Genomic DNA, 19,108 nt, shown 5'->3' on the forward strand with positions numbered 1-19,108 from the left:
AATCTTCAAAAAATTTTATAGAAATGATAAAAAGTCAGAATTTTATATTGAAACATCCTTTAAAACGTTATAAATTTTTCATAACAAAAAAGGAGATTCTATGGAAGACCTATTCAAAGATTTTGGTTCAAAAGTATTTGGCGAAAAAGAGATGAAGAGTCGCCTACCTCGTCCTGTCTATCTTTCTTGGAAGAAGACAGTCGCAAATGAAGGAATGCTCGATCGTATCACTGCTGATGCGATTGCCCATGCAATGAAACTTTGGGCACTCGATAATGGTGTAACTCACTTTACACACTGGTTCCAACCTATGACAGGTGGCACAGCTGAAAAACACGATAGCTTCTTAGAACCAGACATGAATGGTGAACCATTTGCACGCTTCTCTGGCAAGATGCTGATCAAAGGTGAACCTGATGCCTCAAGTTTTCCTAACGGTGGATTACGTACAACATTTGAAGCACGCGGATATACATATTGGGATGTAAAGAGTCCAGTATTCATTCGCGATAATATCTTATGTATCCCTACTGTCTTTGTATCTTATAGTGGTGAAGCCTTAGACAAGAAAGATCCTCTATTGAAATCATTAGAGGCTCTTAGCAAAGCCGCAACACGTGTTGTAAATATCCTTGGTGATAAAGATGTAAAGAGTTGTGATATTTCCGTAGGTCTTGAACAGGAATACTTCCTCATCGACCGTAAATATTTTGATCGTCGATTAGACTTACGTTTTACAGGTCGCACTTTATTTGGTGCACCATCCCCTAAAACGCAGGAGTTAGATGACCATTACTTTGGTGCAATTCCACCACGTGTAGCAGCCTTCATGAAGGAAGCTAACCAAGAACTTTGGAAGCTCGGCATCTACGCAAAAACAGAGCACAATGAAGTTGCGCCAGGACAGTTTGAACTAGCTCCTATCTTTACCAATGGTAATGTTGCAGTTGACCAAAATCATCTCATCATGGACATTCTTCGTGAAACAGCTAAAAAACATGGTTTTGCATGTATCTTACACGAAAAGCCATTCCAAGGTATCAACGGTTCTGGTAAACATGATAACTACTCTATCATCACAGATGATGGACAAAACCTATTCTCCCCAGGAGATAAACCAGCTGAGAATATTCGCTTCTTATTATTTATCTGTGCATTTATTCGTGCAGTTGATACTTACCCTCTTCTACTTAGAATGAGTGCTTCCTGTACAGGCAATGATCATCGCTTAGGCGCTAATGAAGCTCCTCCAGCAATCATTTCCATCTATCTCGGAAGTTATATTGAAAATATCCTCTATGATATCTACACAAAGAATCGTAAGAAACCAATCACACAAGAAGAAAGAACATCCTTTAACCCTGTAACAGGTTTATCTTATATTCCTCACGATAACACAGATCGCAACCGTACATCCCCGCTTGCCTTTACAGGTAATAAGTTCGAGTTTAGAATGCTTGGCTCTTCCATGAGTGCATCCTTCTCTAACACAGTGCTTAACGCCATCATGGCAGAATCACTCAATCAGATTGCGGATGAACTCGAAGGTATCAAGTATATCCAAGATATCCGTGAAAAGGCATTAACTATCTGCCGTAAATTAATAGAGAAACATAAGCGAATTCTATTCTCTGGTGATGGCTATAGTGATGAATGGGCAAAGGAAGCAAAGCGTAGAGGCTTACCAAATGTGAAGAGTTTTATTGAGTCTACAGAAGTACTCAATGACCCTTCTGTTATGAACCTGTTTACTTCCTTAAATATCTACTCTGAAAAAGAACTCGCTGCCAACCGTATCATCCTACAGGAACAATACGAAAAGATTATGGGTATTGAAGTTCGTACAATGATTGAGATGGTACGAAAGGATATCTTACCTGCACAAACAGCTGAACTAAAGTTCTATAGCGATGCTGTAAACGCAAGTGGTAAGCGTGTTCCAAAGTTTATTCTTGATCACACTAATGCAGTTTCTACGTTAATTGATCAAACCTACCAGGCAGTCCAAGACTTGGAAAAAGCTTGGCAGAAAGTAACTGCAACTGGTAATACATTCGAGGTTGGCAAAAATATCTACTACAAGATTAATCCACTTATGGATCAGTTAAGAGAAGCAGTAGACCACTACGAACAAATCGCATCAAGAGAATTCTACAAGTTACCTTCTTACGAAGATATTCTATTTAATATATAAAACATGCATGGCACTCACCTGTTAGTCAGATGGGTCGCCATGCATTTTTTATACAACTGTTATTTTCTTCTTTTCTAATTGTTGGTGAATGAAATCTCGAACCAACACAAAGATGACTGAGAATACTGGCACACCGATAAACATACCGAAGATACCGAATAATGCACCGCCAATAATAATCGCAAACATAACATAGAGCGTTGGTAAACCAACTGCTCCACCAAGAATACGTGGACCAATGATATTGCCATCTACCTGCTGTAAAATCAGAATGAAGATTGCAAATTCAAGTGCCTTAAACGGATCAACCAATAGCAAGATCAAGATACTAGGAACAGCTCCTAAGAATGGACCAAATACTGGAATCATATTTGTTACACCAACTAATACACTAATTAAAGGTGTATAAGGCATATTCATGAACGATAGGATAATGTAGCAAAGAATACCAATAATCAACGAGTCTACTGCTTTACCTGCGATGAAACTATTAAATGTATTAATTGTTAAACGAGAAGTTTTGATAATTTTTTCTGTTGTCTTCTCTGGAAGTAATGCATATAGTACCTTCTTTGTTTGGCGCTTTAGCTTTGGTTCATCTAATAAAATGTATAATGCGATAATCATACCAATCAAGAAGTTCATGACTCCCTTAGCAAATATTACACTGTACATCAAGATGGCGTTTAAGCTACTTGCTAGGTTGGATACCCAATCACCCAACATACTAGCACCTCTATCGATGACTGGATTCAATGTCTTCAATAAATCTTCACTCAAGAAGTTATTTGATTCAAAGAAATTACGAGCAGTTTCTACATATCCTTCAAAGGATGAAAGGAAGGTCTGAATAGAAGAAATCATCTGTGGAATTAGAATTGAGAAGAATACAAATAACATGATGATTCCAATAAACAACGCTCCAAATGAGGCGATAATCTTCTTCGTACGTGGTTTTAGTGATGTCTTTCCTAACCAGCTATACTCGATAATTTTTCTTAGTGGATTTAACAGAAATGCAATTCCTAATCCATAAATAAATGGTGAAAGAGCCACAAAGACAGCGTGGAATACACCATATAAAGGCTCAACATTATTAATCAGCGTGTAAAACGCTACAACTAGAATTCCCGAAATCGAAAATACTTTGATATTTTCAATTGTTTCTTCTTTTAATTTCGACCATTTCATACGCAAAAACCTCCACATTGATTATACCAGTTTTAGAATATGTTTAAACACGAACATATCAATTGACAAGCAATCTTTCTAGTGTTTTAATAATAACGTCTTTTATCAAGAACTGAGGTAGAGAGTCAGCTCAGTAACCTCACACCAACCTACTGCTTCCAGCAAGGTGGTACTGCTGACATCGATAAGGAAAGAGCTAAATAAGTTAAATATCCTCTTTCATCTGTCGTATAAAAAAGACAAAACGAAGGAGGTTTTTATTATGTCAAAGTATTATTTCTCATCCGAATCAGTTACAAGTGGTCACCCAGATAAAATCTGTGATTTGATTGCGGATTCTATCTTGGATGCAGCGCTAGCGCAAGATTCAAAAGCACATATGGCTGTTGAAGCTACAATCAAGGATGATACAATCTTCATCTATGGTGAAGCTGGCACAACTGCAGTAATCGATTACGCTACTATCGCAAAGAATGTTTTAAAGGATATTGGTTACCCTGAAGAATACAATGTCATCCTAAAGGTAAACAAGCAATCTGCAGAAATCAACTCTGCTGTTGGACATCAGGAATACAGTGCTGGTGACCAAGGTATTATGTTTGGTTTTGCAAGTGATGAAACAAAGTCCTATATGCCATTTGCGATTGACTGTGCACACATGCTCGCAAAGCGTCTTGAACAGGTACGTCGCGAAAACCCTACTCTTTTAGGACCTGATGGTAAGACACAGGTTACAGTAGAATATGATAATGGCGAACTCAAGAGAATTGAAACAATCGTTGTTTCTACACAACACAGTAAAGATATTACGCAAGAAGAGTTAAAGAAGCTCATTCATGAAGAAGTCATTAACAAGGTTGTTAAACCAGAACTCATTGATGAAAATACAAAGTTCTTCATCAACCCTTCCGGTTCCTTCGTTGTTGGTGGTAGCTGGGGTGACTCCGGTACTACTGGACGTAAGATTGTTGTAGATACTTATGGTGGATACGCACCTATCGGTGGTGGATGTTTCTCATCCAAGGACCCTACAAAGGTTGACCGTTCCGCAGCGTACTACGCACGTTACGTTTGCCGTAATATCGTAGCAAATGGTCTAGCAAAGAAGTGCCAGATTGAACTTGCATATGCGATTGGTGAACCTAACCCGATCTCTATTAACGTAAATAGTTTCAATACATCAAAGTATAGTGATGAAGAGTTAGAAGAAATCGTTAAGAAGAACTTCAACTTCTCCGTTAAAAATATGATCAAGGAATTAGATCTTGAAAGACCTATCTATACACAGACAACAAACTATGGTCACTTCGGTAAGCCTTACTTACCTTGGGAACAATTTAAGAAGATTGAACTATAACATCAAGCGACAGTAATCTGTCGCTTTTCTTTATCCAAAAATAATGCATGTAGAACTATCATCCTACATGCATGTTTTATAGATTTAGTTTTGGTGAATCAGCTTGTAACCTTCCATGACAGCGTGGCATCTTGGACATAGTCCATTTTCATCCACATGTTCATCATAGTTCCAACAACGTGGACACTTCTCTCCACTAGCCTTCTCGACCTTCACTGCTGATTCTCCTTCTACAAGTTCAACCTGAGAAACGATTAACCACTGTGCTACTGTAGCACCTAGGTTCTTTTCTACAAGTTCCTTGTCTTCCTTTGGAAGAGTTAGGATAATCTTAGCCTCTTGGCTAGATGCGATTAACTTTTCATTACGTGCTTCTTCATTTGCCTTCGTGACAAGTGCACGAACATCTAATAGACGTTTGATTTCATCACGTAATGTTTCAGCTTCTGCGTATTCCTTTACTTCTGGGAATTCTTCGTAATGTACAGAGTTTGCGCCTAGGTGTGAAAAATGTGTCCAGATTTCTTCAGCAGTAAATGCTAAGAATGGGGCCCAAAGTTTCACAAGCGCATCCGCACAGTTCCAGTATACTGACTGTACTTGTCTTCTACGATGATCATTCTTGGCACTTACATATAAGATATCCTTTGTGAAATCACAATAGTAAGAAGATAAGATATTAACCATGAAATACATCAAATGCTTATTTGCGGATAGGTAGTTGTATTCTAATACATCCTTACGTACATCTCTAACTAAGTCATTCAGTAATACAAGAACCTGTTGATCAACACGTTCTAGATTTTCAAAGGTAACCATATCTGCTGCAGGGTTGAAGTCTTCTGCATTTACATTACCTAGCAAGAAACGGAATGTATTACGAATCTTACGATACTGATCAGAAACCTGCTTGATATTGCTTGGGCCTAACTTTAAATCTTCTCTAAAGTCAGAAGACATTGCCCAAAGACGGAATACATCTGCACCGTTCTGGTTGATGATATCCATTGGGTTTACAACGTTACCAACAGACTTAGACATCTTTTCACCCTTAGAGTCTACAACGTAACCATGGGATAAGACTTCCTTGTATGGAGCCGTTCCATTCACTGCTGTAGAAACGATAAGGGAAGAGTTAAACCAACCACGATACTGGTCAGAACCTTCAAAGTATAAGTCACATGGATAACCGTCGCCACGAGCGATTAATTCGTTCCAGCTTGACCCAGAGTCAAACCATACGTCCATGATATCTGTTTCCTTACGGAATTCACCATTTGGTGACTTTTCATTTGTATAACCTTCTGGGAGTAAGTCTTTTGCGTCTCTTTCAAACCAAACATTTGAACCATATTCATTCATGAGTTCAGCGATATGATCAAAGACTTCCTTTTCCATAATTGGTGAGTTATCTTCACAATAGATAATTGGAATTGGAACGCCCCATAGACGCTGTCTTGAGATACACCAGTCACCACGGTCCGCAATCATATTATTCATACGTTTTTGACCAAAGGAATTATGCCACTTAACGTGGTTATTAATCTGATCCAATGCCTGCTCACGTACCTTCTCAATCGAACAGAACCACTGCTTCACTGCACGGAAGATAACCTTCTTCTTTAAACGGTCATCATGTGGGTATGAGTGAGTAATATTTTCAACTTGTAATAAGTAGCCCTTTTCACTCATGTCATGAATGATAGCCTTTGAACAATCTTCAAAGAACATACCCTGGTAAGAGCCTGCTTCTTCATTCATATAACCACGCTCATCAACAGTACAGATTGGTGGCATACCATTCTTCATACATACAAGATAGTCATCCATACCGTGACCACCAGCTGTATGTACAATACCTGTACCATCTTCATCTGTAACGTGAGTACCTAAAAGACATGGACATTCCTTGTCTAATACAACATGATGATATGTAACACCTTCAATTTCCTTACCAGTAAATGTCTTTAGGACACCTAGATTTTCAAGATTAAACTTTTCAAGTAAGCGATCAACAAACTTCTCAAGCACAACAAGATTACCAGCACTTGTCTTTACTAATGCATATGAAAGATCCGGATGAACAGACACTGCCATGTTGGATGGAATTGTCCAAGGTGTTGTTGTCCAGATTACAAAGTTATCATCTGCAGCTAATACACCCTTACCATCTGCAATCGGGAACTTGAGATAGATTGTCGCATCCTTAACATCCTTATAGACGATTTCAGAATCCGCAACTGCTGTCTCATTGTATGGTGACCAATAAACAGGTTTTAATCCCTGGAAAATCATTCCATTTAAAGCCATCTTAGCAAAAGATTGAATCTGACGAGCCTCAAAGCCTTTTGTCAGTGTGATATATGGATGTTCATAATCCGCAATCTGACCTAAACGTTTTTCAGTTTCCATCTGCTGTGCAATCTGCTGGTGTGCATACTCTTCACACTTACGTCTAAACTCAGCAGCAGACAACGCCTTACGGTCAACACCCAACTTCTGGATAGCATTTTCAATTGGTAATCCGTGTGTATCCCATCCTGGAAAGAATGGTGTATAGTAACCAGACATCGCATGGCTACGAATAATAAAGTCCTTGATAGTACGGTTCATGGCTGTACCTGCATGCAGGTTACCATTTGCGTATGGAGGACCATCATGTAAGATGAATGCCTTCTGTCCTTTGTGGTGTTCTAGTAAGTTTTGGTAATAGTTGTCTTGTTGCCAATTCTTTAAAATACCTGGTTCTTTCTGAGCAAGATTACCACGCATTTCAAACTCTGTATTTGGCATGTTTAGCGTATCTTTGTAGTCCATATGACCCTCCTCTTTTATAAAAATAAAAACGTCCTTAAAAATCTAAGGACGTCTAAACGCGGTACCACCTTAGTTTATGACTTGATTGTCATACACTCTTTTCTTCTTTAACGCAGAAGATACGATTACTCACAGGTGATTCTATTAACAGGCTTCATATTCGTTTTCAGCATACACGAACTCTCTTATCAATCCACTTCTGTTAAAGCATGTCCTGATCAATGCAATTCTTTATCAGACTCTTCCAACCAATCCATATCAGGAAGTTTTGGAAGTCTAAAGTTATCTAAACTCTTTTGTAAATCGGTTAGTTGTTGGCTCAGATCGCTCTTTACCTCACCAGCTTCAGTGTACAGTTGCGATAGATCCAGCAATATGGAACGCGCAACGGATAAAGCTTCTTTGACAATCTCATCAGCGTTATCCTGTGCTCTTGCCATCACATCGTTAGCTTCCTGCAAAGATAATCTGGTAATACTGTCGGCCGCATCTTTCCGCACATCTACTGCACGCTCAATCTCATTGTAGCGTGCCTGTAAGTCCTCCAACTTCTCTGTTGTCTCAACCATCTGTTCTTGATAGAGTTCCAACTTTCTTTGAAGGAAGGCAACTTGCGCAGCGTATTGCTCCATCACATCATCAACCGCAAACCGATCATAGCCATTTTTCATGATGCGAAATGTCGGTTTTCGTGTCGTCATGTTCTCTCCTCTTATATATTCTGCAGAAATTCTGCAACGATTCTTCCTGTACGCGTCTTTCGACTAAAGCCTAAGAAGGTAAATCTACCTGTGCCACGTATAGAAATAACACTCCCATTATTGCATATTTTATCAGGCTCTTCAAGTTCGATATGATTCACCTGCACGTATCCTTTTCGTATCAAATCCTTTGCATCACTACGACTAGAATGGGTTAAAGCAGCCACGATTGCATCCGCTCTTTCACTTGCCACAACAAGAGAAAGTTCTTTGGTCTTAAACTCCTGTTTTGGTCGTTCATCAATCTGCTCAAACGATACCGTTAGCTGATTGATACGAATCAGATGATCTTTGATAAAATCAACCATATGTTCGGATGTATAGAGATAAATTGCATCTTCTTCAATCCAGAAATCGCCAAAGCTACTCTTCTCTATCTGCAGATTCATGATTGCTCCATATACATCACGATGTCCTATCGTACGAAAGCGCTGATCAATCTTAGCCTTCATGCATACTATATCTGAAAAGCCATCCTTCTCTTCATAGAGAAAGATGACTTTCTTTTTACGTGCTTCATCGTATCCGCCATCATAGCGAACAAAGCGGGATGGAGTGAATATCTTTTGGACAACCGCCTGTTCTTCTTCCGTTAAGAATGCAGAACAAACACTCTTATGCCAACGTTCACTCTTTTCTTTTAAGTCGTGTAAATGTGCAATCAGAGAATCGTAATTCCCTAGATTATTCATCTTCACCCTTATCAAGTGAGATATTACCTTCGACACCAACATTTCTTGGTGCACAGAAGATAACGTTATGACCAACCTTCTGAATTGTTCCATCTAATGCGAATACTACACCAGATAAGAAATCAATTGTACGCTGTGCATATTCTCTTTGTAAACGGTGTAAGTTGATAATGCAGCCACGTGTTTGCTTTAAGTGACGTGCAATCTCCTCAGCCTGTTCGAAACTTCTTGGTTCGAACATTACCATTTGTGTATTTTTAGAAATGTTATTCAAATTTGTTTGTTTTGACTCGTAAGTACTCACTGGTTGTACCTCTCTTCCTGTGAATTGTAATTCTTCGCCTTCATCTTCGTCTTCATCTACTGGTGCGACGAATTCTTTAATCTTGTTGAATACCATATACAATCTCCCTTTTTTATTATTTCTATTATAGCATTCCTAAATATGATAAACAACGCATACAACGCTGTTTACAGTGTATTTCTGTAAATTTGTATTCATTTTCAACAAATCACAATCAAGTATATTGTCATGTTCAAAATATCGGTTAAAATGTAACCATGTTAAAAAAATTAATTCTCCCTTTTAGGGATAGTAAAGTATGGATTTGTGTTGGAGTAGTTGTACTTCTTTCTGTCGTTGTCGGAGTTGTAAAACAACCATTTCGTTTCAGTTTCTTGAACTGTTTAGGAGTTCTAACAGCTATCCTATTCTTTATTGGAACATTTAGACAAGCATGGCTCAAAGGTGATTTCCTTTCCCTTGAGTTCCAACGAAGTAAAGATTTAGATCCAACTTATGCAGATTATCGGAAACGTATCTTGGTTGAACGAAGTCATCGTAACAATATCCCCCTTTATGCAAGTATCGTTCTGATTTTACTGTGTATCCTATTACCACGTATTTTGTGATGGTGATCCATCACTTTTCTTTTGACATCGATAGAAATAATAAAAACGCTTACCGAAGTAAGCATTTTTTGATGGTGGAGATGATGGGACTTGAACCCATACGTCCTTTCAGACAACGGATTTTAAGTCCGTTGCGTCTGCCGATTCCGCCACATCTCCGTGGAGGTTCCTGCCGGAGTCGGACCGGCGCTCGCAGAGTTGCAGTCTGCTGCCTTACCACTTGGCTAAGGAACCAAGCCCTGTAAAATTACAGCGCTTTATTATTATACTGAAAGCATTCACTGAATGCAATAGAAGTATATCACTTTTTATTTCTAGTTTACAAATATTTTTTGTATTTTTTCAAAGTGAGAAAACCGTTATTGTACTTTGACCTTATTCCACAAGTCTGAGAGTTTTGCTTTTAACTGTTCATCAAAATGGAATGTTTCATCCAATTGATATCCTGAACGTGGAACAAATGCTGGATTTTCAAAGAATTCTCCATCCGGTCCAGCAAGTTCTTCCTCAACACTCTTATCAACCGGTGTATATCCAACCCACTCAGCATTCTGTGACTGAACACTTTCACTGATAATGTAGTCGATAAACTTATTTGCAAGTCCAGGACAGTTGCTGTTCTTTGGAATAACCATTGCGTCAATCCAAACGTTTGTACCCTGCTTTGGTGCTACCCAACTCATATCCATATTTTCCGTAAGAACGTTTGTCGCATCTCCAGAATACATGACAGCGATATCTTTTTCCGCATTCGTCATACCATCAATAACTTCATCTGTTACATAGGCAGGATCCATTGTGGCATTCATCTCAGATAACCATTCATATGCCTCTTGGATTTCCTTTGGATTGTTAGTATTCATTGAATAACCAAGAGCCTTAAACGCAATCATAAAGCCATCACGTTGTGAATCGTAGAAGAAGATTCTTCCCTTATACTTTGGATTCTTGAGAATGTTCCAACCCTGTTCTTCAATATCCTTTTCATCAACTGTTGTTTTGTTGTATACAAGTCCAACATTACCCCAGAAATATGGAACAGAATATTCTAGTGTTGGATCAAATGCCTTTTGAGATTCTACAACGGAAGGATTGAGTAAGCCTAAATTTTCATAAGACTTCTTATCTAATGGTTGTAACATCTTCTCAGCTAGTAACTGCTCAATCATATAGTCACTAGGCACAAGTACATCATAAGATGAGCCACCAAGTAACTTTGTGTACATCATTTCATTGGACTCAAATAGATCATAGTTAACTTTTGCGTTATACATTGTTTCAAAGTTAGAGATAACTCCTTCACCGATATATTCTCCTGCGTTGAATACATTGATAACGTTACAGCCAAACATTTCTTTTGCGTCGCCAACTTGCTTTACTGCACCTTCATCATCCCCACCACAGCCAACAAGTGGAGCTACAAGTGCAGCGCATAATACTAATTTAGTTAGATTCTGTAATTTGCGCATTTAACTTTGCCTTTCTTCTTTCATTAATCATAGGTACAACATTTACGACAATGAGTACAACTGTGATGACATAAACAATAATTGCACTTAACGCATTAATTGTTGGGTTAACACGTTTTACGTTTGCATAAACATAGATAGAGATATTGGAGACACCAGGTCCTGTTGTAAACATGGAGATAACGAAGTCATCGAAGGACATAGAGAATGCCACAAGAGCACCTGCAATAATACCACCCTTAATCTGAGGAATGATAACCTTCCACATCGCTTGCCATGGAGTACAACCTAAGTCTAAAGCAGCCTCTGCCATGTTCTTATCAATACGACGTAAACGTGGTAATACCGATAGAATTACATAAGGTGTACAGAATGCAATATGAGCCAGCAACATCGTTGTAAAACCCGTTTGAACTCTCAATGATGTAAAGAACAACATTAAGCCAATCGCAGTAACGATTTCTGGGTTTAGCATTGGTAAGTTATTTACCTGTTGGAATAACTCACGTGTAATGCGCTTAGACTTGGAAAGACCAATTGCTGTGATTGTTCCAATAAGTGTAGAAATTAATGTCGCTAGTACTGCACATAAAACCGTGTAATAGATTGCTTCTAAGATGGAACGGTTATTAAACATGTTCTCATACCAACGTAATGAGAAACCAGTAAAGCGAGTAAGTGATTTAGAACGGTTGAAGCTAAAGAATACTACATAGAGAATTGGTAAATAGAAGAATGCCAAGATGAGGGCAAGATATAACTTCCCGAAAATAGAATTTTTCTTTTCCATTAGTCTGCCTCCTCTGCTGGCTCTTTATCTAGTTTCTTTGTAACATACATCGAAATTAAGATAATGATTGCCATAATTAAACTGATTGCAGAACCAAAGTTCCAGTCACCAGTCTTGATAAAGTAATCTTCAATCAAATTACCAATCAATACATACTGACCACCACCAAGTAGCTTAGGAATAAAGAAGCTGGATACCGCTGGTAAGAATACCAGAGTAATGCCACTTACAACACCACTTAAAGATAGTGGTAATGTAACACGCATAAATGTTTGCTTATTATCTGCACCTAAGTCACTAGCCGCAATCAATAAGTTCTTATCAATCTTAGAAAGAGCTGTATAAATTTGTAGAATCATAAATGGTAAGAAGTTGTACACCATACCAATATATACTCTAACTTCACTGCTAAATCCAAACCAGCCTAAAATACCCTTCCATGCATACGTACGTACAAGCATGTTTATCCACATTGGAAGTGTAATGAGTAACACCATGATTGCTTGAGAACCACTCTTTAGCTTCGCCATGATGTACGCTGTTGGATAACCTACAATAATACAGATAGCTGTAGTGATGAATGCCATCTTTAAACTACGCCATAATACACTTGGAAAAATCGTATCATTAAAGAAACGTGTGAAGTTTTCAAATGTAAATTGAAGTGTTAAAACGGAATTACCTTTTACTGTCATTGCATACATGACAATCATGAACATCGGAATGACAATCATAATCATCATCCATACAAAATATGGATAGATTAATTTATTAAATGACTTCATCGTGCATTAACCCATCTTTCTCATTACATGAATGTCTTCAGGATTCCACTGTAGACCAATTCTTTCACCAGCTTCAATCTTATCTGTAGTTTCAATCTTTAACTCACGACCCTGTGTAGAGAATGTAATCTGATAGTCGCCTTCTGTGATATTTTCATCATCAAAGTCATACTTCACATCCCAGATTTCAACACGAGAGTCATCTTCGATATTCCAAGCATATGCATCAGCCCAACGAATGAGGTCTGTATCTAACGCTACGGATTCTTTAATATCATCAACTGTACGATAGAAGTCGAACGCCTGGATACCTTCTTCATTTTCAACGTCTTCAACTGCAGTTGGCTTAACAACATTAATCTTAACTGTAATCTTTGTACCTGCACCTGTACCGAATGTACATGAGTATGTACCAATTTCCTTCTTCACATCATATTCTACATGTGTTAAGGAAACATCCTCACCCTCATCTGTCCATGCTTGCGCATTTGCACGCGCAATAACTTCAGAGTCTGTTAACTGATCAACGTCTTCAAGGTCCATTGTAAAGGAAGATGCACTAATATGTTCTTTCGCCTCTTCATTGACAACATCATGTTCTCCAGTTACATGCATGGTAACTGTCTTAGATGTACCAGAGGATGTTTCTACAATAACTTCATAATGAACGCCCTTGAATAATACAGACTTCACTTCACCATTTAATAAGCCACGGTTTCTAGCAACAATGTCGATATCTTCAGGACGAATTACAATATCAACTGGTTCATTCTCACTAAAGCCATAGTCTACACACTCGTAATCAACATCATCAAAGTTAACAAGGTTATCCTTCTTCATCACACCATCGATGATATTAGAGTCACCGATGAAACGTGCACAGTATTGGTTAATTGGTTCGTTATAAACTTCTGTAGGAGAACCAACCTGCTCAATATCACCATCCTTTAAGATAACAATCTTATCAGACATTGTTAGAGCTTCTTCTTGGTCGTGTGTAACGAAGATAAATGTGATACCTACCTCACGCTGAATCTCTTTTAATTCAAGTTGCATTTCCTTACGAAGATTCTTATCTAACGCACTTAAAGATTCATCTAATAATAAAACCTTTGGTTCGTTGACAAGCGCACGTGCAATCGCTACACGCTGTTGTTGTCCACCTGACATCATTGTGACATCACGGTGTTCAAATCCTTCTAAACCTACAAGAGAAATCATACGACGAACTTTCTGATCGATGATATCCTTTGGCATCTTCTTAATCTTTAAACCAAATGCAATATTGTCATATACATCTAAGTGTGGGAACAATGCATAATGCTGGAATACTGTATTTACATCACGCTTGTATGCAGGAATGCGTGCAATATCCTCGCCATCCATGATGACATGACCTTCTGTTGGTTCAATAAAACCAGCAATAATACGTAAGAGCGTTGTCTTACCACAACCAGATGGTCCAAGTAACGTTACGAACTCATTTTCATAAATATCTAATGAGATTCCCTTTAGTACGACTTGGTTGTCAAAAGTCTTTACAACATTTTTTACTTCAATCAATTTCTTTGCCATGTCTATTCTCCCTCTAAAATTCTGGTGGCGTGCTAATCCAAAGCACTTCTGCTGATTGTTTACTACGATTTTCTAAATAGTGCGCTACGTCTCCTCGGATATAGAAAGTATCCCCTCGTCTTACCAAAGCGCCTTTTTTGTATCCCTCTCTTACAAGATAGATACGTCCACTTAATACATATCCAAACTCTTCCCCTTGATGTGGTTCAATCTGTTTTGATCTAGTACCAGGTTCAAGTTTTAAGATAATTGGTTCCATATCATTCTTCTGTGCATTTGGAACAATCCAATGAGTTGTTACACCATCCTGTTCATCAACGAACACATCCTCTGGTGTAAAGACAATCTTCTCTTCATGTTCTTCCGCAAAAAAGCGTGACATATCAACCCCTAGAGCTTCCGCAATATCTGCCAGTGTCTGAAGCGATGGAGATGTTAAATTACGCTCCAACTGTGACAAGAAACCCTTCGTTAGTTCTGTTCGTGAGGCCAATTCTTCAAGTGTCAGGTCATTCTTGATTCGTAGCTGCTTGATGCGATGTCCGATATCTATCATAATCCCCCTCATTTGTTTAGTTTTACTAAACTATTTATTAACAGTAACAAAACAATAATAATTATATGTAATTCAAGATGAAAATCAATAGTTTTTTTAAACTTTTTGTTTAGAGATTATAAACTAAAATAAAAAAGTCTTTCGACTTTTTAAAATACCATACCCCATAGTACCGCAATGATAACTGCCGGTAAAACGTTAGCCACTCGCATCTTTCGATCAAATACCATATTGACTCCAACACAGAATATCAAGATCGATCCAACACACGAAAGATTCTCTAATGCAACAGCTGGCACAACTGTATTTAACATCATCGCAAGCAAGGTAATACTACCCTGAAAGATTGCGACTGGAATTGCCGAAAACATACAACCCTTACCAAGAGAGGCGCTCATAACACTAACCAAGATAAAGTCAATTACACCCTTGGCTGCTAGTACTGTGATATCACCACTAATACCATCTTTGATTGCGCCAATGACAGCCATCGCACCAATACATACAACACAACTTGTATTCACGAATGCTACAACAAACTTTGTATCATTGCCATTATTACTTTTCTTTTTAACATAATCAGCAAACTGATTAATCTTTCCATCTAAATCAAAATACTCACCCACAATAGCACCAATTGCCAAACAGCAGATAACCATCATGATATTACGTGGAATTAACCTACCATTTTCAATCATTAACATCTGTTCCATCGCACCTGCAATACCCACAAAGATAACTGCTATCCCTGTTATTAAAAACAGTGTTTCTTGCATCTTCTCTTTCATTTTAGAACTAAAAGAGCAGCCAAACGTACCAGCTAGCACAATTAAAATGATATTGATGATCGTTCCGAGTCCTCGCATAGTTTCCCTCTTAGATAAAACTCACCAGTACTATTCTAGGCTTATAACTATACAGTGTAAATATGAAAAGTATTTATTTTTTACAAAATCAATTATAGATTGACATCCTCTAGCATCTTCTTACAATATGCTTTCATACCATCTTTCAAAATATAATGGCCAAGCCCAGCTTCATCAACATCTTCCATCGGTTCCATTTCATATCCACTTATAACTGTCTTAACACCTGCTGGAGTAACTGCTTCTGCATAGGCTACTGAAACATAATATCCCTTTTCTTCCTGCTCAACTAACCAAGTTGCCAGTGCTCTTCCTATTTCTTTCATACAGCCACTACCCTGATATTCTTCTTTAATATTAGCAGTATAGATATATAAGATATTGTCGCCCTTCTTCATACCTATATTCTTTAAAACTGTAAAATCACCAGTCTCATAATATTTTTGAAAATTATCTTCATCCACAAAAATTAATGTTTGATAGCCAATTAGCTTATCTTCATCATCTACCGCAAAAAATAATCCATCCTTTGAGTTTTCATATAATCTATGCAAATAGGAAGTCGGCAAGTAATTTTCATCATCTGATGGCCATACTTCATGATCCAAACGAATCATCTGAGAAAACAAGTTCTCATTGATTTCTTCATTCTTTATGATTCTCATGTATATCACCTCATGATTACATTGTATAAGATATGCAATTTTACTTCAAATTCACCCATTCAGAAACATAATAAAAAGCCCGTTATCGGGCCTACTATTAGTGCGGATAACAGGATTCGAACCTGCACGAGTCGCCTCACTGACACCTGAAATCAGCGTGTCTACCAGTTTCACCATATCCGCATCGCAATAGTAATTATACACAAGCTCACTTTAAATTGCACGAATTTATTTTGAACGCTTTTTCAATGAAAAAGCCTAATAAAGTTACGAATATAATACCTAACACACTCACTATAATTGTTACTGGAAGTAGTTCAAAACCAAATGAGATTCCTAGGAGTGATTGCGTGAAATAAAAGCTAATCACAAAGAGTACACTCATGATGAGTACAATTGTTAAACGATACTTTGTTGTTGGCTGATAGATGCGATATAGAGTATAAAGATATACAACCCCTGTCACAAATACCAGAATTGCATTTGCACGTTCCAAAGATAATCCCATATATGTACGATATAACTTTGTGAAAAGTACAACCAATACGACTGTAATCGCAGACGGCAGTGCACGTAAGAATGCATCTACCAAAAATCTGCCTCTCAACTTCTCAAAGCTAGGTTCTAGTTGTAAAAATACGGTTGGTATTCCTACACAAATTGCACTAATCATTGTTAAGTGTACTGGAACGAATGGATAAGCGACTTGAAATAATGCAACATAGATTGTTAATAAGAAAGAGAATAGTGTTTTAACTAGATACATTGAAGATGCTCTAGAGATATTATTGATGACTCTTCTACCCTCACAGACGATAGAAGGTACAACATTAAAGTCATTTTCTAATAAGACGATATCAGAAATATCTTTCGCTGCCGACGAACCTGCAAGCATGGATATAGATACATCTGCTTGCCTTAAAGCAGGAATATCATTCACTCCATCCCCTACCATCGCTACAACATGTTTGCGCTGTAGTGCTGTTAGAAGTTCCTTCTTCTGCTTTGGAAGAACTCTGCCAAAAACAGTATATTCCTCAACGACTTGTTCATAATCGATATCGCCAATTGATAAATCAATATACTTTTCTGCATTTGGTACACCCGCTTTCTTCGCAATGGAAGAAACGGTTTTTGGATAATCGCCAGATATTACTTTGATAGTTACACCCTGATTAAATAAATAGGATAAGGTTTTATTTACATTTGGACGCATTACATCACGAATATATACCAAAGCTAATAATTCTTTTTCATTATTCTCTTTAACTAGTGCTAGTGTAATCGTACGTAATTCACCCTGAGAAATCGAATCGTGATACATCTGATAGATTGCATCTTCTTTCTCAAAGATAAATTCAAAGGCGCCAACATATAATGTGCCTATATCGTGTAGTGTTGCACTTGTATATTTACGTTCGCTCGCAAACGGTTGAAAACTATTTACTTGAATCTGTATATCACTCTTAAAATACTCTAGTAATGCTTTTGCGGTTGGATTTGGGTGTTTTTCCATCTGCAGATATGCATGCATATACGCATGTAACGACTCTTCAGATATATCCCCGATAATTTCAATATGATCAACCTGCATATCCCCTTGGGTTAATGTACCTGTCTTATCAAGACATACTACATCAACACGAGCTAGACCTTCAATTGAATATAGTTCTTGCACAAGTGCTTTTAATTTCAATAAACGTACGGTAGAAACTGCTAAGGCAACACTTGTTAGTACAACTAAGCCTTCGGGAATCATACCAATAATTGCAGCAGATGTATTTAGCACAATACCTACATAGCCAACGTCCTTTACACCCATCTGCATATAAACCAATATCAATGCGACAGGAATAATTAAAATGGATACTATCTTAATTAGTTTTTGTAGGTCTTTTTGTAATGTACTTTTGTGGAACCCAGATACTTTAGAGCCTTCCATAATCTTCTCAGATTGACGTTCATGACCAACTTTTGTCACCCTAACTTCTGCATCTCCACTTAATACAATTGTTCCACTATAAACAGTATCCCCAACTTTTTTATAAACAGTATCAGATTCGCCAGTCAAAAGACTTTCGTTGATCTCCAGACTACCTTCGGTTATTACACCATCAATTGGGATTTGAATACCTGCTTGTAAACTTATTACATCATCTTGAACAATTTCATGTACAGAGATTTCTTCACATATATTATCTCGATACACATTTACTTTTGTAGTTGTAAGAATACGTATCTGATCCAGTAATTTCTTCGCACGTATTTCTTGGATGATTCCAATGAGTGCGTTTGTGATGACTGCACCCATGAACATGGCATTTTGGTATTTGCCAGTCGTCATCACAAATATAAAAAGTATAATGTTTAAAAAGTTAAAATAAGTAAAAATGTTTTCTTTAATAATATTTATGTTAGACTTTGATAATTTCTTAGGTTCACCATTTACTTTATTTTCTGAAATACGCTGGTTTACTT

Annotated in this window: 16 protein-coding genes and 3 tRNA genes; 3 read left to right on the top strand and 16 right to left on the bottom strand. The window is 37.6% G+C overall.

The window, feature by feature from the left end:
* Nucleotides 1-100 precede the first annotated feature (100 nt).
* A complete protein-coding gene (locus RYK16_RS05585; RefSeq protein ID WP_314851297.1) occupies nt 101-2,194 on the top strand; it encodes a glutamine synthetase III in 2,094 nt (697 codons plus the stop codon).
* 48 nt (nt 2,195-2,242) lie between these two features.
* On the opposite strand, the gene RYK16_RS05590 is transcribed toward RYK16_RS05585, so the two are convergent.
* Nucleotides 2,243-3,385 carry an AI-2E family transporter gene (locus RYK16_RS05590; RefSeq protein WP_314851298.1) on the bottom strand — a complete coding sequence of 381 codons (1,143 nt, stop codon included), beginning with the start codon at nt 3,383-3,385 and terminating at the stop codon, nt 2,243-2,245.
* A 262-nt stretch (nt 3,386-3,647) separates the two neighbouring features.
* Here RYK16_RS05590 and metK point away from each other — a divergent pair, with 262 nt between their 5' ends.
* A complete protein-coding gene (gene metK, locus RYK16_RS05595; RefSeq protein ID WP_314851299.1) occupies nt 3,648-4,742 on the top strand; it encodes a methionine adenosyltransferase in 1,095 nt (364 codons plus the stop codon).
* 84 nt (nt 4,743-4,826) lie between these two features.
* On the opposite strand, the gene ileS is transcribed toward metK, so the two are convergent.
* The 4 genes from ileS to RYK16_RS05615 all read right to left on the bottom strand — a co-directional run bounded on the left by ileS (nt 4,827) and on the right by RYK16_RS05615 (nt 9,412).
* A complete protein-coding gene (gene ileS / locus RYK16_RS05600; RefSeq protein WP_314851300.1) occupies nt 4,827-7,559 on the bottom strand; it encodes an isoleucine--tRNA ligase in 2,733 nt (910 codons plus the stop codon).
* 218 nt (nt 7,560-7,777) lie between these two features.
* Nucleotides 7,778-8,260 carry a DivIVA domain-containing protein gene (locus tag RYK16_RS05605; RefSeq protein ID WP_314851301.1) on the bottom strand — a complete coding sequence of 161 codons (483 nt, stop codon included), beginning with the start codon at nt 8,258-8,260 and terminating at the stop codon, nt 7,778-7,780.
* A gap of 11 nt (nt 8,261-8,271) precedes the next feature.
* Nucleotides 8,272-9,012 carry a YlmH/Sll1252 family protein gene (locus RYK16_RS05610; protein ID WP_314851302.1) on the bottom strand — a complete coding sequence of 247 codons (741 nt, stop codon included), beginning with the start codon at nt 9,010-9,012 and terminating at the stop codon, nt 8,272-8,274.
* Nucleotides 9,005-9,412, bottom strand: coding sequence for a cell division protein SepF (locus tag RYK16_RS05615; protein ID WP_006525097.1), 408 nt, complete (start codon nt 9,410-9,412; stop codon nt 9,005-9,007). The genes RYK16_RS05610 and RYK16_RS05615 overlap by 8 nt, the downstream gene beginning before the upstream one ends.
* 161 nt (nt 9,413-9,573) lie before the next feature.
* Here RYK16_RS05615 and RYK16_RS05620 point away from each other — a divergent pair, with 161 nt between their 5' ends.
* Nucleotides 9,574-9,924, top strand: coding sequence for a hypothetical protein (locus RYK16_RS05620; RefSeq protein ID WP_314851303.1), 351 nt, complete (start codon nt 9,574-9,576; stop codon nt 9,922-9,924).
* A 72-nt stretch (nt 9,925-9,996) separates the two neighbouring features.
* Here RYK16_RS05620 and RYK16_RS05625 read toward each other — a convergent pair.
* The 11 genes from RYK16_RS05625 to RYK16_RS05675 form a co-directional block, all read right to left on the bottom strand.
* Nucleotides 9,997-10,083, bottom strand: a tRNA-Leu gene (locus RYK16_RS05625).
* Nucleotide 10,084: 1 nt separating this feature from the next.
* Nucleotides 10,085-10,158 (bottom strand) — tRNA-Cys (locus tag RYK16_RS05630).
* 125 nt (nt 10,159-10,283) lie between these two features.
* Entirely contained in the window at nt 10,284-11,393 is a 1,110-nt protein-coding gene (locus RYK16_RS05635) for an ABC transporter substrate-binding protein (protein WP_314851304.1), read from the bottom strand.
* Nucleotides 11,368-12,183, bottom strand: coding sequence for an ABC transporter permease (locus tag RYK16_RS05640; protein ID WP_294021569.1), 816 nt, complete (start codon nt 12,181-12,183; stop codon nt 11,368-11,370). Before RYK16_RS05640 ends, RYK16_RS05635 begins: the two co-directional genes overlap by 26 nt.
* On the bottom strand, nt 12,183-12,968 hold the full coding sequence (locus RYK16_RS05645; RefSeq protein WP_314851306.1) for an ABC transporter permease: 786 nt from the start codon (nt 12,966-12,968) through the stop codon (nt 12,183-12,185). Before RYK16_RS05645 ends, RYK16_RS05640 begins: the two co-directional genes overlap by 1 nt.
* A gap of 6 nt (nt 12,969-12,974) precedes the next feature.
* Entirely contained in the window at nt 12,975-14,543 is a 1,569-nt protein-coding gene (locus RYK16_RS05650) for an ABC transporter ATP-binding protein (protein ID WP_314851307.1), read from the bottom strand.
* Nucleotides 14,544-14,556: 13 nt separating this feature from the next.
* Nucleotides 14,557-15,096 (bottom strand): XRE family transcriptional regulator, encoded by a 540-nt coding sequence (locus tag RYK16_RS05655; RefSeq protein ID WP_314851332.1) that lies wholly within the window; start codon nt 15,094-15,096, stop codon nt 14,557-14,559.
* A 152-nt stretch (nt 15,097-15,248) separates the two neighbouring features.
* Entirely contained in the window at nt 15,249-15,965 is a 717-nt protein-coding gene (locus RYK16_RS05660; protein ID WP_314851308.1) for a DUF554 domain-containing protein, read from the bottom strand.
* Nucleotides 15,966-16,057: 92 nt separating this feature from the next.
* Complete coding sequence (locus RYK16_RS05665) at nt 16,058-16,630, bottom strand: GNAT family N-acetyltransferase (RefSeq protein ID WP_314851309.1); 573 nt, start codon at nt 16,628-16,630, stop codon at nt 16,058-16,060.
* Between the two features lie 101 nt (nt 16,631-16,731).
* Nucleotides 16,732-16,813, bottom strand: a tRNA-Leu gene (locus tag RYK16_RS05670).
* A 25-nt stretch (nt 16,814-16,838) separates the two neighbouring features.
* On the bottom strand, nt 16,839-18,974 hold the full coding sequence (locus RYK16_RS05675) for an HAD-IC family P-type ATPase (RefSeq protein ID WP_314851310.1): 2,136 nt from the start codon (nt 18,972-18,974) through the stop codon (nt 16,839-16,841).
* Between the last annotated feature and the right edge of the window lie 134 nt (nt 18,975-19,108).

The sequence above is a fragment of the uncultured Solobacterium sp. genome (assembly GCF_963550625.1).
Lineage (GTDB): Bacteria > Bacillota_I > Bacilli_A > Erysipelotrichales > Erysipelotrichaceae > Bulleidia.

Bases quoted from the DNA above. Each gene is read 5' to 3' on its own strand.
- RYK16_RS05640 (WP_294021569.1), bottom strand. From the start codon at position 12,183: ATGGAAAAGAAAAATTCTATTTTCGGGAAGTTATATCTTGCCCTCATC.
- RYK16_RS05645 (WP_314851306.1), bottom strand. From the start codon at position 12,968: ATGAAGTCATTTAATAAATTAATCTATCCATATTTTGTATGGATGATG.
- metK (WP_314851299.1), top strand. From the start codon at position 3,648: ATGTCAAAGTATTATTTCTCATCCGAATCAGTTACAAGTGGTCACCCA.
- RYK16_RS05665 (WP_314851309.1), bottom strand. From the start codon at position 16,630: ATGAGAATCATAAAGAATGAAGAAATCAATGAGAACTTGTTTTCTCAG.
- RYK16_RS05610 (WP_314851302.1), bottom strand. From the start codon at position 9,012: ATGAATAATCTAGGGAATTACGATTCTCTGATTGCACATTTACACGAC.
- RYK16_RS05620 (WP_314851303.1), top strand. From the start codon at position 9,574: ATGTTAAAAAAATTAATTCTCCCTTTTAGGGATAGTAAAGTATGGATT.
- RYK16_RS05615 (WP_006525097.1), bottom strand. From the start codon at position 9,412: ATGGTATTCAACAAGATTAAAGAATTCGTCGCACCAGTAGATGAAGAC.
- RYK16_RS05675 (WP_314851310.1), bottom strand. From the start codon at position 18,974: ATGACGACTGGCAAATACCAAAATGCCATGTTCATGGGTGCAGTCATC.
- RYK16_RS05605 (WP_314851301.1), bottom strand. From the start codon at position 8,260: ATGACGACACGAAAACCGACATTTCGCATCATGAAAAATGGCTATGAT.
- ileS (WP_314851300.1), bottom strand. From the start codon at position 7,559: ATGGACTACAAAGATACGCTAAACATGCCAAATACAGAGTTTGAAATG.
- RYK16_RS05660 (WP_314851308.1), bottom strand. From the start codon at position 15,965: ATGCGAGGACTCGGAACGATCATCAATATCATTTTAATTGTGCTAGCT.
- RYK16_RS05650 (WP_314851307.1), bottom strand. From the start codon at position 14,543: ATGGCAAAGAAATTGATTGAAGTAAAAAATGTTGTAAAGACTTTTGAC.
- RYK16_RS05590 (WP_314851298.1), bottom strand. From the start codon at position 3,385: ATGAAATGGTCGAAATTAAAAGAAGAAACAATTGAAAATATCAAAGTA.
- RYK16_RS05635 (WP_314851304.1), bottom strand. From the start codon at position 11,393: ATGCGCAAATTACAGAATCTAACTAAATTAGTATTATGCGCTGCACTT.
- RYK16_RS05585 (WP_314851297.1), top strand. From the start codon at position 101: ATGGAAGACCTATTCAAAGATTTTGGTTCAAAAGTATTTGGCGAAAAA.